General features: G+C 62.8%; 12 protein-coding genes. 8 read left to right on the top strand and 4 right to left on the bottom strand.

The genetic code is table 11. The features are described 5' to 3' along the window. Positions 1 to 28 precede the first annotated feature (28 nt). Positions 29 to 874, bottom strand: a complete 846-nt coding sequence (locus ACYQ00_RS01670) for an MBL fold metallo-hydrolase (protein ID WP_460030499.1) — start codon at positions 872 to 874, stop codon at positions 29 to 31. A gap of 259 nt (positions 875 to 1133) precedes the next feature. On the opposite strand from ACYQ00_RS01670, the gene ACYQ00_RS01665 reads away from it, so the two are divergent. Both ACYQ00_RS01665 and ACYQ00_RS01660 read left to right on the top strand, forming a co-directional pair. Further along, positions 1134 to 2267, top strand: a complete 1134-nt coding sequence (locus tag ACYQ00_RS01665; protein WP_460030498.1) for an OmpA family protein — start codon at positions 1134 to 1136, stop codon at positions 2265 to 2267. Between the two features lie 126 nt (positions 2268 to 2393). Next, positions 2394 to 3512, top strand: coding sequence for an arsenic resistance protein (locus ACYQ00_RS01660; protein WP_460030497.1), 1119 nt, complete (start codon positions 2394 to 2396; stop codon positions 3510 to 3512). A 35-nt stretch (positions 3513 to 3547) separates the two neighbouring features. Here ACYQ00_RS01660 and ACYQ00_RS01655 read toward each other — a convergent pair whose 3' ends face one another. The 3 genes from ACYQ00_RS01655 to ACYQ00_RS01645 all read right to left on the bottom strand — a co-directional run bounded on the left by ACYQ00_RS01655 (position 3548) and on the right by ACYQ00_RS01645 (position 5243). After that, entirely contained in the window at positions 3548 to 4219 is a 672-nt protein-coding gene (locus ACYQ00_RS01655) for a Crp/Fnr family transcriptional regulator (protein WP_460030496.1), read from the bottom strand. 77 nt (positions 4220 to 4296) lie between these two features. Then, a complete protein-coding gene (locus tag ACYQ00_RS01650; protein WP_460030495.1) occupies positions 4297 to 4536 on the bottom strand; it encodes a hypothetical protein in 240 nt (79 codons plus the stop codon). A gap of 146 nt (positions 4537 to 4682) precedes the next feature. Next, positions 4683 to 5243, bottom strand: a complete 561-nt coding sequence (locus ACYQ00_RS01645; RefSeq protein WP_460030494.1) for a cysteine hydrolase family protein — start codon at positions 5241 to 5243, stop codon at positions 4683 to 4685. A gap of 211 nt (positions 5244 to 5454) precedes the next feature. Between ACYQ00_RS01645 and ACYQ00_RS01640 the strand changes: the two genes are divergently transcribed. The 6 genes from ACYQ00_RS01640 to ACYQ00_RS01615 all read left to right on the top strand — a co-directional run bounded on the left by ACYQ00_RS01640 (position 5455) and on the right by ACYQ00_RS01615 (position 14485). Next, positions 5455 to 6309: a PHP domain-containing protein gene (locus ACYQ00_RS01640; protein WP_460030493.1), complete on the top strand. Its 855-nt coding sequence runs from the start codon at positions 5455 to 5457 to the stop codon at positions 6307 to 6309. A gap of 19 nt (positions 6310 to 6328) precedes the next feature. Beyond that, on the top strand, positions 6329 to 7606 hold the full coding sequence (locus ACYQ00_RS01635) for a peptidase U32 family protein (RefSeq protein WP_460030492.1): 1278 nt from the start codon (positions 6329 to 6331) through the stop codon (positions 7604 to 7606). An 8-nt stretch (positions 7607 to 7614) separates the two neighbouring features. Beyond that, a complete protein-coding gene (locus tag ACYQ00_RS01630) occupies positions 7615 to 8730 on the top strand; it encodes a tetratricopeptide repeat protein (protein WP_460030491.1) in 1116 nt (371 codons plus the stop codon). Positions 8731 to 8873: 143 nt separating this feature from the next. After that, positions 8874 to 9386, top strand: coding sequence for a hypothetical protein (locus tag ACYQ00_RS01625; RefSeq protein ID WP_460030490.1), 513 nt, complete (start codon positions 8874 to 8876; stop codon positions 9384 to 9386). A gap of 52 nt (positions 9387 to 9438) precedes the next feature. Further along, positions 9439 to 10551 carry a tetratricopeptide repeat protein gene (locus ACYQ00_RS01620; protein WP_460030489.1) on the top strand — a complete coding sequence of 371 codons (1113 nt, stop codon included), beginning with the start codon at positions 9439 to 9441 and terminating at the stop codon, positions 10549 to 10551. Positions 10552 to 11002: 451 nt separating this feature from the next. Then, positions 11003 to 14485, top strand: coding sequence for a PAS domain S-box protein (locus ACYQ00_RS01615; protein ID WP_460030488.1), 3483 nt, complete (start codon positions 11003 to 11005; stop codon positions 14483 to 14485). Positions 14486 to 14573 lie beyond the last annotated feature (88 nt).

Genomic DNA, 14573 nt, shown 5'->3' with positions numbered 1-14573 from the left:
TGCGGTGCCACATGCGCGCAGGCGGGGATCAGAGGCGGATCTCCATGTCCTGGGTCACGGCAAAGAGCTGCAGGGGGGCGGCCGTCTCGGCCACGGTCTGGCGCAGGGCAGCCTCGCGCAGCTGCAGGTCATCATCAGGCCGGTCCTGGTTGTGGTGGATCATGCCGAACTGGCGCACCTTGGCGTCCAGGGCCAGCTGCAGGGCGTGGCGCATGGTGGAGTGGCCCCAGCCCTTGGTATGGGCGTACTCTTCGTCAGTGTATTCGGCATCGTGCAACAGCAGGTCCGCACCGGCGCAGAATTCCACGTATTCCGCATAGGGCCGGCCGCCATGATGCGGGTGGTGCAGTTCGTTGTCTGTCAGAAACACCATGGTTTTGCCAGCTTCGGTGAACTTGTAACCCAGGCCCATGTTGGGGTGGCTCAGAGGGATGCTGTCCACCTGCATGCCGTGGACCATGGTTGTGGTCTGCTCCAGGCATTGGGGCGTGTAATCAATTTTTGCCTTAAGCTCGTGGTAGGGCACGGGAAAGTGAGGTGCGGCCATGGTTTTGGCCAGCAGCAGCTCCAGGTTGCCCTGCTCCATGGGGCAGCCGTACAGGGTGATGTGCGAATCTTCCCGGTACACGGGTTTGAAGAACGGAAAGCCCAGGATGTGGTCCCAGTGCGCATGGGTGAAGAACATGGTCATCTCCCGCACGCCCTCGGCCAGCAGCGCGTTGCCCAGGCGCCGCACGCCAGTGCCGGCATCCACGACGATCACGTGGCCGCTGGCGGTGCGTAACTCCAGGCAGGTGGTATCCCCACCGTAGACGACGTACTCCGAACCGGAAACGGCGATGGACCCCCGTGCCCCCCAACAGCGAATGCGCATGGCTCCTCCTGATGGCAAAAACGCGCGCTGTGTCTTTCGTATGAAGATGCGGCCCTTGCAGAGGCGGCGCTCCCACCTGGGGGGGCGCGGCAGTGCCTGGTTTTTGTTCCGCAATGCCTTCGCAGTTGACAGGATAGTAACAGCAAGCTGATACCATGACCAGAGGCTGAGACCGCAAGAGGTTCTATTCAAGTGGCCCGTCAGGCAGATCTGCCTGGCAGTTCCGGCAGCATCCCTGGCAGGGAAAGGAGGCTGGCTGATGAAAGGTTCGACCGTAGCGACCCTCTTGGCAGCGGCAGGCGTGCTGGCCGCCCTGGTGCTGGGCGTGCTGCTGTTCCAGGAGCGCCAGACCCGGCGCAATAGCGAAACCACCCTGGCAGACACCTCCCGCAAGCTTGCCGCGGCGCTGGCGGATTCCTCCACCCGCACGGCAGAAATGCACCAGGCCCTGGAGCAGGAGCGCGCCCTGCGCAGCGCCCAGGGCCGGGAGTGCGACGCCGCCCAGCAGGAACAGGCGCGGCAGACCGCCGCCCTCGAAACAATGACCGCCGAGGCCCGCGCCCTGCGCCAGGAGCGAGACACCTGTGCCCAGGAGCGAGACGCCTGTGCCCAGGCCCGCGAATCCTGCCGCCAGGAACTGGAGGCCGCCCTGCACAACGCCACCATGCTGCAGGAGGCTGCCGCCGGACTGGCCGGGACGCATCAGACCACCCTGAGTCTGGCCGCGGCCTCGCAATCTGCCTTGCAGGAGCTGGGGACCCGGCTTGAGCAGGACCGCTCCCAGCGCCAGCAGCTCACCGGCGCCCTGGCCACGGTGCAGCGCGAGCTGCAGGCCCGGCTGGCGGATGATCAACACGCACAAAAACAGGACGCGGCAGGCGCACCACAGACGCAGGTGGAAATTCAGGAGCAGGAGGACGGCGTGCGCATCACCATCCTGGGTGAGGTGCTGTTCTCTTCCGGCAGCCGCCGTCTGCGGCCCGAGGGCAGGGCGCTCCTGACCAAGATGGCCGCCGGTCTGAAAAATGTCCCCGACGACGCTGTGATCCAGGTGATTGGCCATGCTGACGACCGGCCCATCATGGCGCACCGGCGCTGGCTGGTGTCCTCGAACCTGGAACTTTCCGCCGCGCGCGCTGCGGCCGTGGCCGAGCTGCTGCCCCGCGAGGCCGGGCTCGACCCTGCCCGGTTTTATGCCATGGGCCGCGCCGCGTATGATCCCGTGGCCGGCAATGAGACCCCCGAGGGCCGGGCCAGGAACCGCCGCGTGGTCATCCGCATCGTGCATGCATCCCAGGCATTGGATGTGCTGCGGGCCGCCTCACCGCACGCGCAGGAGCAGGCGCCGGGTGCAGATAACAGCACGGACACAGGAACGGAAAAGAACGGGTGAGCCGGGATTTTTGGGGGTGCGCGGGGATTGTATGGCCGCGTTGACTGCGATCAATGACGCATGACAGGCGTTCGGCATAGGGTCGGGGCACATTCGGCATTTTTCAACGTCGCCAAGGAGGCCCTCATGTGGACCCTGCTGCAACGCCTGTCCAAGAATCTGGTGCTGGCCATTCCGGCCATGATGATCCTGGGTCTGGCCTATGGCCTGGCTGCGGACGCCCGCTGGCTCAAATCCCTGATCATTCCCTTCACCTTTCTCATGGTCTACCCCATGATGGTCACCCTGAAGATCCGCCAGGTCTTCGACATCAAGGGCCAGGACTTCAAGGCCCAGCTGGCCGCCCAGGGGCTCAACTTCCTGGTGATTCCCTTTCTGACTTACGCCGTGGGCCTGTTCTTTTTCCGCCACCAGCCGTACATGGCCCTGGGGCTGCTGCTGGCCGGCCTGGTGCCCACCAGCGGCATGACCATCTCCTGGACCGGCTTTGCCAAGGGCAACGTGGCCGCGGCAGTGCAGATGACCGTCATCGGCCTGACCCTCGGCTCCCTGGCCACGCCCTTGTACGTCATGGGCCTGATGGGCGAGGCCATTGAGGTCAATGTGGGCATGGTGCTCAGCCAGATTCTGCTGATCGTCTTTTTGCCCATGCTCCTGGGCTACATCACCCAGCAGCTTCTGCTCAGAAAATACGGCAAGGATGCGTTCCAGAAAACCATCGGCCCGCGCTTTCCGGCCCTGTCCACCCTGGGGGTGCTGGGCATCGTCTTCGTGGCCCTGGCCCTCAAGGCCAAGACCCTGGCCGGCCAGCCAGGGCTGCTGCTGCAGATTCTTCTGCCCCTGCTGCTGCTCTATGGGGTGAACTACCTCCTTTCCACCGTGACAGCCAAGGCCTTGCTCCCCCGCGGCGACGCCATTGCCATGGTCTACGGCACGGTGATGCGCAACCTCTCCATCGCCCTGGCCATTGCTATCAATGCCTTTGGTGAGCGTGGTTCGGACGCGGCCCTGGTGGTGGCCCTGGCCTACATCATCCAGGTCCAGTCCGCGGCGTGGTATGTGAAATTCACGGATCGCGTGTTCGGCACGGCGCCCGCACCCGCTCCAGTCACATCGGCCGCATCGGCTCCAGCCGCGACGGTCGCGCCTGCGCCGATCATGACGCCTGCGGCAGCAGATGCGGCAATTGCGGAAGACGCGGAAGACGGGGAACTCGCGGCCATTCCCGTCACCCAGGACGCCTGAGCGCACCCCCGCCAGGAATGCTGATGCGCGGGCGGCTATTCCCGCTCCAGCCCGGCCAGATCCAGAATGCGCACCTCGCGGCCCTCCACCTGCACATAGCCGGCATCGCTGAGTTTGCGAAAGGCGCGGGAGAGGGCCTCGGGGGTGGCGCCGAGCATCTTGGCCAGTTCGCGGTGGCTCATGGCCAGGGTCAGCGAGCCTGTGGAGGCCCCGGGGTGTCTGGTCAGGAACAGGGCCACCCGGCGCGACAAATCCCGCGTGGACAAGGATTCGATGCGCTCCATGGCCTCCTTGAGCCGGCGGGAAAGGAGCATGAGCATGTTGAAGAAGAGCGAGGGGTCGGCCCGGGCTGCGTCTTCCAGGGCCTGACCCGGGACCACGAAGACCCGGCTGGGCTCCAGGGCCTCGGCATTGGCCGGAAACCGTTCGCCCCGAAAGGCTGAGCAAAGGCAGAACGGCTCGCCGGGGTTGAAATGGTAGATGGTCTGCTCGCGCCCGTCAGGCAGGATCTTGGAGAGTTTCACCCGGCCGGAGGCCAGCAGATACAGGCCCTTGACCGTGTCATCCTGGCCTACGATGAGCTCGCCGGCCTGGTAGTCCCGCCCCACGGCCTGACGGGCCAGGAGGGTCAGATGATCCATGGGCAGCCCCTGAAACAGGGGCAGGGACTCGAAAAAGCTGAGGGCGTCTTCGGTGCTGATGTGCATGGACCAGCTATACGACACGGCCCGGACCCTGCGCAATGGCAGGCTCCGGGCCGTGTCTGAAAGGGGAGAGGGGAAACTCAGATTCGTTCCACCACCAGCACGTCCTCAAAGCGGGCGGTCAGGCGGTATCTGGCATCGCCTGACGCAAATTCCCAGCTGTTTTCAGGAAAGAGTTCCACGTCCGGCGCAAAGCCGGATCCGAGAAAGACGTCCTTGGCCTCGCCGTTGGTTTCCCAGTAGAGGCTGCTGCCATCTGGCAGGGTCAGGTATTCGCCGTGCTTGAGTTCCAATGGGATATCCGCCGCCGTGTAGTCCATACTTTCCTCCTTGGTCCCGGAGCGATCGTACAGCGATGACGTGGCTGGGGCGAAACGGCCGCAGCCTGAAAAACCCCTGAAGTTCTCTTGTGTTCGGCCCGCCCAAATACCCCGCGGGTTTACCCTCAGTATATAGCAATGAGTGATCAGTCCTGCAAGGGGGGAGTCGTGATTTTCTTCACCAACTCGGCGGCCGGTTCAACGACGATGTTCGGCCCCGGCACGATGAGTTCACTCCAAAGATAGTTGTGGTGGGTGATGATGGCCTGGGCGGGCAGGTGCAGCTTGCTGGCCGTGGTATGGCCATCCTCGGGCACAAAGAGCTCCAGGCCCTGGCTGGCGGCGACGCGGATGGTGGTATCCACACAGAAATCCGTGCAGCAGCCGGCAATGCACAGTCTGCGGATGCCGCGTTCCACCAGGGTGGGGCCCAGGGTGGTGTTATAGAACGCGTCACACATGGTCTTGCGGATGACTGTATCTTCGGGCTGACGGTGCAGGGTGGGCAGGATTTCCCAGCCCGGCGTGCCTGGCTCCACGCATTCGCCGGGTTGCCCGTCGTGCTGGATGAAGAGCACGGGCCTGCCAGCCTCGCGCATGGCGTCGATGAGCAGGTTGATGCGCTCGGTCACTCCCTCGGGATTGTAGCGCCGTGTGTCTCTGAACAGTCCTTGCTGCATGTCCACAACCAGCAATGCATCAATCATTCGTCTGCTCCTTGGCCGGTGTCGGCTCTGGCTCTCGGTACTCGCCCGATACGTGTCCGGCACGATTGCGGCTTGACCCGGGCTGCGTGGGGTGGCATCCCTCGGCAAGGTTCCCACCGGCCGCACTACCCGTTGCCCAGCCGCGTTTTCGCACCCGCACGCCCTGCAGGCAAGAATTTTCTTCTGCGACAATACTTCAGGATTCTTTACATTGATTGATTTGCATACCCATTCGTCCGCATCCGATGGTTCAGACACTCCCGCCCAGCTTGTGCAGCACGCCGTGGCTGCCGGCCTGACGGCCCTGGCCCTGACCGATCACGACACCATGGCCGGCCTGGAGGAAGCCCGCCGCGCCGCAGCCGGCACGGCCCTGGAGTTTGTGCCCGGTTGCGAGCTGTCTGTGGTGCATGGTCCGCACACGTTGCACCTGCTGGGGCTTTTCCTGCCCGAGCGGGCCGAGGTGTTGCAGCAGGAGCTGGACCGGCTCATCGTGTGCCGCAACGCCCGCAACGAGGCCATCCTCCAGGCCCTGCACCGGCTGAACATCGACATCCGCATGGAAGACGTCCTGGCCAAGGCCGGCGGCGTGGTCGTGGGCCGGCCGCACATCGCTGCCGTGCTCTTCGAAAAGCACGTGGTCAACAGCCCGCAGCAGGCCTTTGAGCAGTTCCTGGGCGCTCGCGGCAAAGCCTACGTGCCCAAGGCGGAATTCCAGGCCGCCACGGCCCTGGAATTGCTGCGCGACTGCGGAGCCACGCCCGTGCTGGCCCATCCCTGTTCCGTCAACCTCGGGGCCGACAGCATGGCCGCGCTGGTGACGGAACTGCGCAGCCTGGGACTGGACGGCATCGAAGCCTATTATTCCGAACACACCCCCAGCCAGACCGAGCAATACCTCGCCCTGGCCCGACGGCTGGAGCTGGCCGTGACCGGTGGCTCTGACTATCATGGCAGCTTTCGGCAACATGTCCGCCTGGGCCGCGGAAAAGGCATGCTGCAGGTGCGCGACGAGCTGATCACCGCCTTGAAGGAACGGCGCCTCCGCCAGGGGCTGCCCGCGTAATACTTTGGAATAAAAAGTTATGAATATTCCCGAACTTCTCGCCCCGGCCGGCGGGCCGGAGCAGCTGGAGACCGTGCTGCTCTATGGGGCGGACGCCGCCTATCTTTCCGGGCCGGATCTGTCCCTGCGGGCCGGCAGCCGTGGCTTTGCCGGCGAGACCCTGGCCGCTGCCGGCCGGATGGTGCACGCCATGGGCAAGCGGTATTATTATTGCCTGAACCTTCTGGCCCGGGATGACGAGTTTCCGGCCCTGGCCCGCCGCCTGGAGGCGCTGGCCGCCATGGACGCCGCCGCCCGGCCGGACGGGATCATCGTGGCCGATCCCGGCGTGATGGCCCTGGCCCGGCAGGTGGCCCCGGCCCTGCCGCTGCACGTCTCCACCCAGGCCAACACCACCAATGCCCGGACCATGGCCGTCTGGAAGGAGCTCGGCGCCACCCGGGCCAATCTGGCCCGCGAGCTGCCCGGCCCGGCCATCCGGACCATGACCGCAGCCGCCCATGGAATCGGATTGGAAACGGAATGTTTCGTCCATGGGGCGCAGTGTCTGGCCGTCTCGGGCCGGTGCCTGCTCTCCATGGCCCTGAACCGCCGCCACGCCAACCAGGGCCGCTGTACCCACCCCTGCCGCTTCGACTATCAGGTGGTGGCCGTGGAGGAAAAAACGCGGCCCGGCGCAGCCATGTGGGAGGCGCAGGAAGTGGGGCAGGGCTACAGCGCCCTGTTCAGCTGCGAGGATTTGTGCCTGCTGCCGTACCTGGGCTGGTTCACCCTGTGCGGGGTGGATGCCCTGAAGCTGGAGGGCCGCACCCGCAGCGCCGGCGCGCTGGCCCCGGTGGTGGATGTGTATGCCACAGCGCTGGCCGGACTCAGGCACGGGCTGCAGCCCCACGGCGGCCAGCTGGACGAACTGCTGGACGCCGCGGCCCGGCCCCTGGGCACGGGCTTCTTTCTGGGAGAACGCCAGCGGATCTGGACGCGGGGAACACCGGATACGGCCAGGGATTCCCGGCATCGTCCCCCCCGCCGTCCCATCGCCGGCCGGCTGGAAGAACAGCTGGGCGAGGGCGTCTGGCGCATCGCGGTGCGGGACCGGCTGGATGCCACGCGCCCGCTGGAGCTGCTGTTGCCCGGGCTGCGCCGCCCCGTCCTCGCCCCCGGCGCGTTCGCCCTGGAGCGCGACTCCGGAGAGCGTCGCAGCCAGGCCCATTCCGGCGAGAGGGTGCTCTTGCGGCTGGAGGCCGGCCCGTTCTCGGCAGCATTCCGGCCCGGGTTGTACGTACGGCAGGCTCCATAAAAGGGGGGATGGCACTTGGCACCGCGGGGACTACGCCGGATCAGCCTCCTCAATTGACAACATCCGGCGAATGGAACTATTCAGTATTCCGTGAAATCTGCAACCCAATACCGTGCGCGAAGGTGATGCGAACTGCCCGCTGCATGTGGAGCTCCAGGCTCCGTCTCATCCGTTTCCTGCAGGCAGCGGCGCTGTTGGGCGTCCTGCTGCTTGCCGCCTGCACGCCTGTGCAGGTGCCCTCGTTGGAACGCGCCTTTTCGGAACACGGTTCAGCGGAGCAACTGTATTCCAGGGGCGTCTCGCTCTACAATCAAAAAGACTATCTCGGCGCAATCAAGGCCTGGGAGCAGGCGTTTTCAAAGGACCCCAACCACAAAAAGGCCCTCAGAAACCTCTCCTTTTCTTACTCCTATCTGAATTACAAACTGCAGTTGCAGCCGGAAGTCGTTGAATACTACCATAAAGGCTTTTACTACTGTGAGCAAATCCTGAAGGCGGATCCCAATAATGCGGATGCCCACATGCTCATTGCGTTATTTTCCCAGCACCTCAATGATTTTTCCACGGCGATTGCGCATTATCAGCAGCTGTTAAAAATTACTCCAAATACCAACGCACTGCTGTATAAAACAGAAGCACAGCGGGCAGACGTGTATTACATGCTCGGCTTGTGCTATGGCCTCACCAAAGACTACAAGAATGCCCGCGATTACTTCGTCACCTTTACCAAAAAAACCACCCGGCAGAAGACGCTCGCCTGCAACTGGGATACCGCAGTGGCGATGATTCCCAGGCTCGACCGGTATCTTGCGGCTGTCAGCAAACAGGCCGACGCCAAGAAATCCGCCGAAGCTGTGGCCCGGCCCGTGCCCAGGGCAAGCAGTCCGCCGAAGCCGCCTCGTGCCAGCGTCATTCCTGCCCGGCCCAACGCGGTACCCCCTGCGGCGCCGGAAAACACCGGCCCGCAACGCAAGGCTCTTGAAACGCCAGTGACGCAGCCCCCTGTGGCACACGTTGCCGTGGAGGACGAATCTGCGGCTGACGTGGCCGCGCTCAAGGCCGAAATTGATGGTGCCCTCAATGCGGCGCTGAATCTGCAACAGTTCGAAAACGCCGGCCTGTAGCGTTGCCGCATGCCTGGGCCACGCGGCACCATGGCGCTTCGTCCCGCAGCCTGCCCAGGCCAGGGAATGCACGGGCAACACCGTGACGCAATTCCGCTTGACAATCCGCCCTGTTCCTATACAGATTTGCGCTGATATGAGGGATGGTTACCAGCAGCACATCATGTGCGCTGGCCTTTTCAGAAGGCGGTGTCATGACCCAAGACCCCCCAAAAAAGCGTGGCATCAAAAGAATAATCAGCACGCCCATCGCGTGGATGAGCGGTATTCTGACTGTGGTCGGATTTTTTGTGCTGATTCTTGACCCTCCCAGGCCACTCGTAGAGCTCATTTGCCCTCCATATGTCTGTCTTAATGGCACGTGGCGCGGCGTGTACGAGGACCAGGGGCGCAAGGTGCCCATGGCGGTGTTTTTTGTCGAGGGTGGATCCAGTGTGAACGGCACCTTGCGCGAGAACCGGGGTACCCTGGAAAAACCTAACATCCGGACCCTGACCATCCCATGCGAGCGACAGGACAACTGGCTCAACTGTGACAAGGAAGGGAAGAAATTCTCGGGCAAGATCCTGGAAAAAGGCGCCGTGATCCAGGGCAGTTGGTCCTCGGGCGGAAGCGCGGGGGCCTTCAAGTTGCAAAGGGCCGAGGGCTTGCAGTGATGCTCAGGCCGCCTTGCCACTTTCCGATGCGGCGTGACAATGTGGAGGGCTGTTGCTTTCCAGTATCCCCAATCATGCGCTGCATCATCCAGGCGCCGGGGAGCGAGTGGTGATGTCCTTTCGTGGCGCTGCCCGCCTGCTCGTTGTGGCGGTGGGCGTGATACTTCTGGCAGTGGCGTTGTCCTCCTGCACGCCGGAAGTCATTGCCAGCCGCCTGACGCATCCTGATTCCCGCAGCCATGCAGAAGAGTTGTGCAGAATTGGCAGCCGCAAGTATCTTGATGACGAGTATGAAAAGGCCTTCCAAATCTGGAAGGAGGCCGAAGCCGCAGACCCGACGTATGTCAAGCCGGTCCGCTTCCTGGCCTGCACCTACTATATGCAACTTCTCCAGCATGGCATGCAGTCCGAGGCGCGGCTTGCCCAGTGCAGACAGTATATCAACAAATTGCTCTCATTCGATGCGAATGATCCAGATGCATATAAGATGCTTGAGTTTATCGCATATAGTCAGGGTAAATTTGCAGACTCCATCACCTACGCCAATAAATTAATAACCTTGCAACCAGATGAGAAGTATTTCTACTTCAAAGAGCATCAGGTTAAAGTTAATTGCTATTTTGGCATGGCGATCTCGTACGCGTATTTGGGGAAATACTCGGATTCCCTGGCGTATCTGAAGAAATTTCTCAAGGAAGTGCAGCCTACCAAGTATAATGCGGATTGCATCACGAATGCAAAAGAACTTATTCCGCTGTTGGAAAAGCGTGTTGCGCTCCAGAATCGCGTCGCCGAGATGGAACGCGCCGCCGCCGCAACAACTTCCCGTGTGGAACAACCTGCGTCCACCCCCAAGGTGGAGAGGTCGTCGCTTTCGTCCACTCCTGCGTCCAGGCCTGCGTCCAGAACCTCCGTCAGCCCCAAGCCTGCGGTATCCTTGCCACCTCCCTCGACTCGTGAGGAGAATGTGGAGAGAACCAGAGCGCTGCCTGCGCAGACCTCTCCCGCCATACAGCCATCCCCGGCCAGGCTTCCTGCGGAGGCGGAAACCGGAGGCTCCCAGTCCGAAGCGCTGGCGAGCGCAAAGCGGGAACTCAGGCAGTTGGATTCCGAAATTGACCAGCTGCTCTCCACGGCGTTGGCGCAACAAATGCTCCCGCTGTGATATGCCTGCAGGTTGCGCATCGGAGTCCGCCAGCCGGTGCATCCTCCAGAAAAGGCGGCGCCGGAGCAGCCCGCGGGAGCGGCGTCGGGCGGGGCCGTGGGGCAGTATCACTGGCCGTTGTCATTGATAATCCCGGCCAAGTGGGCCGTCCCTTGATGATGTGAAACTCCATGCACAGACAGTCTGCCCCCTCCGCAGTTCAATACGGCGCGAACCATGTGCCAATCCGGTTTGTTGACAGGAAAATGCGGGGGATTGCAGCGCTGTATTCACGTTGCCTTCTGGCGCGCTCCCCCTGGGAGATATTTTTGACGCGGGGGCTGTATCTTCGACATCATTCGCGATAGAGTCAGTGCTCCGAGCCCTTGCGGCGGGCATGCGTGGGAAGCCTTACGCGCTGGGGATCATCTCAGCAAGTTCCAATACGTATCCATTGGTGCAGGAGTGTTTCATGGCTCTCCATTCAGAGGCGGCTCACGCGCATGACTCTGGCGAACCTGTTTCCGCAGGTTCCCGGAGCGCATCAGCCGCTGCAGATCTTTTGCTGTTGCATGGTTTGAGTCTGGCGTTGCTGGAGAATGAATCGCCGCACGCGGGCCTGGAACAGACGCTGCATCTGTTGGAACAGCGCTTTCATCCCAATGTGCTGGTGTTATACACCGTGCGAGAGCAGGGGCTGGACATTCGCATGCTGCGGCAGCAGGGCGTGTCCCTTGGAAAAGACATTGATGAAAAACACGCCCTTGGAGAATGCTTGTGCGGTTGGGCGGCCGAGCACCGGGAAGCCCTTGTGGTGCATGAAATTGCCAAGGATCCAAGGTGCGTACGCTCAGAGTGCAAGATGGCCGGCATTCGTTCCCTGGCGGCGCTGCCCCTGCAGGCTGGCGGGAGGATTCTGGGACTGTTGACGCTCGGGTCACTGGAGCCGGCGGCGTATGTTGAAGCACAGGCCCTGCTGCAGTCGGCCGCCTCAATCATTGCCCTTGGTCTGCGCAACGCGCTCCTGGCCGAGGAAAGCGCCCGGCGGCTGGAGGAGCAACGCGCTGCCGAAGCTGCTTCCCATCGCAATGAAGAATTGTTCCGGACCATCGTGGAGAACATCCCGGTCATCATTGGCGTGTTTTCTCCAGAGGGCCAGCCTCGGTATTGGAACAGGGTCAGTGAGCGGCTGCTGGGCGTTTCCCTGGAACGCGTGCAGGGCGTACCGAATCCAATAGCCGCCATCTTTCCGGAAGAGGCGCAACAGGCCGCGGTGTGGGAACATTTTCATGCAGCCACAGGTGAATTCAAGGACTTCGCGGTTCGGCTGGAGGGAGATACTCTTCGCCAGCACCGTTGGGCCAACTTTCGTCTGGCCGACGGCACCGTGGTGGGAATCGGGCTGGATGTGACCGAGGAAGTGGCGGACCAACACGCCCGTGAGCAGGCGCGTGAGCAGGCCCGTCGGGAGCTTGAAGAAACTGTTGCCGAACGCACCAAGGCCCTGCAGGAAGTGGTGCTCCATCTTCATGAGCAGATTCTGGCCAATGATATTTCGCAGCAGGAACTGCACAAGCAGGCCAGTCTGTTGCACCACATCATTTCCACCATTCCGTATTGCGTATTCTGGAAAGATGAACAACTGAATTTTCTTGGATGCAACATGCGATTTGCATCCCTGGCAGGACTTTCATCTCCGGAAGAGATCGTGGGCAAAAGTGATTTCGATATGCCCTGGTCTCAGAGTCACGCGTATCAGTTTCGTGCTGCGGATGCGGAGATTCTGGCCAGCGGCGAGCCCAGGCTGCACCTGCTGGAGCAGCTAGAGATGAACGGCCAGAGTCTCGTGTTGGAAACCAGCAAGACTCCCCTGCGCAATGCGACGGGTGAGGTCATCGGGGTGTTGGGCATTTTTGCCGACATTACCGATAGAGTCCCCCTGGAAGAACAACTTCGGGCTTCGGAAGAAAAATACCGCTTTCTATACAGCACCATGCCCGATGCCTTCATCGCCCATGATCTCCGCGGCCGGTTTGTGGAGTGGAACCCTGCCTTTGCCCGGCTGGTGGGGTACGACGACCGGGAATTGCAGCGCCTGGGATGCCATGACCTGACGCCCCTGCAGTGGCAATCCATGGAGCGGGAAATTGTCAGGAACACCGTGCTCGGGCAGGGACTGCCGGCGATTTACCAGAAGGAATACCGCGCCAAGGATGGCCGGCTGGTTCCTGTGGAACTGCATACCTTTCCCCGCAAGGGCGAGCGGGGCGAGCTGGCGGGCACGAGCGCGGTGGTGCGGGACATCAGCCGCCAAAAGCAGATGGAACAGTCCATTCTGGAGGCCAAACGCAAGGCCGAGGAGGCCAGCCAGGCCAAAACCGAATTCATGGCCCGCATGAGTCATGAAATCCGCACCCCCATGAATGCCATCCTTGGCGTGGCCCAGCTGGCGGATGGCGCCAGCAGTCTGGAACGGTGCCGGGAGTCCCTGGATATTGTGCGCGAGGCAGCCGAAGGGCTCATGGTGGTGCTCAATGACATCCTGGACATCTCCCGTATGGAATCACTGGGAGTGTCTTTTTCCCCGCAGCCTACGGACGTGGCCCGGTTGGCGCGCTCCCTGGTGGCCTCCCTGGAGCATCAGGCCACTGCCAGACGTCTGGTGCTGTCCCTGGCCTTTGCCCCGGCAGAGCCCCCTGTGCTGCTGGTGGATCCCGACCGGCTCCGGCAGGTGCTCTTCAATCTGCTGCACAACGCCCTCAAGTTCACCCAGCAGGGCGGCGTGGCCTTGAGCGTGCGCCATGTATCCCTGGACGACGAGGAGGTGGAGCTGACCTGCATCGTGGAGGACACGGGCATCGGTATTCCAGAGGACAAACTGGCCCACATCTTTGACCCGTTCTACCAGGTGGACGGTGGCCCGGCGCGCCGTTTTGGCGGCTCCGGCCTTGGCTTGGCCATTTGCCGCCAGCTGGTGGAATATATGGGGGGAACACTGCAGGCCGTCAGCACCGCAGGCCGGGGCAGCCGCTTTTCCATGACCCTGCGCTTGCCACGAAGTAACGAGCAGCCCGCAACCTTTGCGCCGCCGGAAGAGGGGCACGCCCTCGACGGCGTTCTTGATGACGCCAGGGTGCTGCTGGTGGAAGACAACCCGCTGAATCTGCGGGTCACGGCAAGTCTGCTCCGCCAACTGGGCTGCCGGGTGTCCGAGGCGGCCTCGGGCCTGCAGGCCCTGCAGCTGGCTTCGCTCCATCCCTTTGATGTTGTGCTGATGGATATTGAAATGCCGGGTCTGGACGGCTTCCAGACCCACGCCAGACTCAAGGCTGGAGAATCCGGTGAGCAGGCCGCCCATACGCCGGTGGTGGCCCTGACGGCGCACGCCAATGCCGCGTTCCGGGAACATTGCCTGCGCCGTGGCATGGCGGACCATGTCAGCAAGCCGGTGGCCCTGCAGGCCTTGCGGCGTGCGCTGATCAAGGCCCTGGCGCAGTCGCGACCCTCACCTCAGGCTGCTGAGGCAGACAGCCCCGCTCCTGCCCCTGACCACGAGGCTTTCTCGCCGCAGGCCCCTGCGACGCCGGCCGGCGGGGTATCGCTCCCCTTGCTGGACAGCACCGCGGCCCTGCATAGGCTGGGGGACGACGCGGTGTTGCTGCATGAAACCATGGCCGCCCTGCGCCAGGAGTTGCCGGATCGGCTCGACCTGCTGCAGACCACCCTGAATGCCCGTCAACTGCAGGAACTCCACCGACAGGCGCATACCGTAAAAGGCATGCTGGCCACGGTGGGCGCAGTGCAAGCCGCCGCGGTGGCCGACCAGCTGAGTCAGGCAGCCCGGCAAGGCCGCCTGGGCGACTGCGCGGCGATTCTGAGGCAGCTGCGCCAGGGCATCGGGCCCTTGTTGCCGGCTCTGGATCAGGCTGCCGGGATTTCTCCGACGCACGATTGAACAGCCCCGCCGCGCGCGTACGGGTGCAACGGCGGATTGAGGTGGTTGGATGCTGATCTAGCCCGCATATTGCACGAACGCCCTCACT

The organism is Megalodesulfovibrio paquesii, from assembly GCF_054653055.1.
This window is presented reverse-complemented; position numbering and strand designations above follow the sequence as displayed.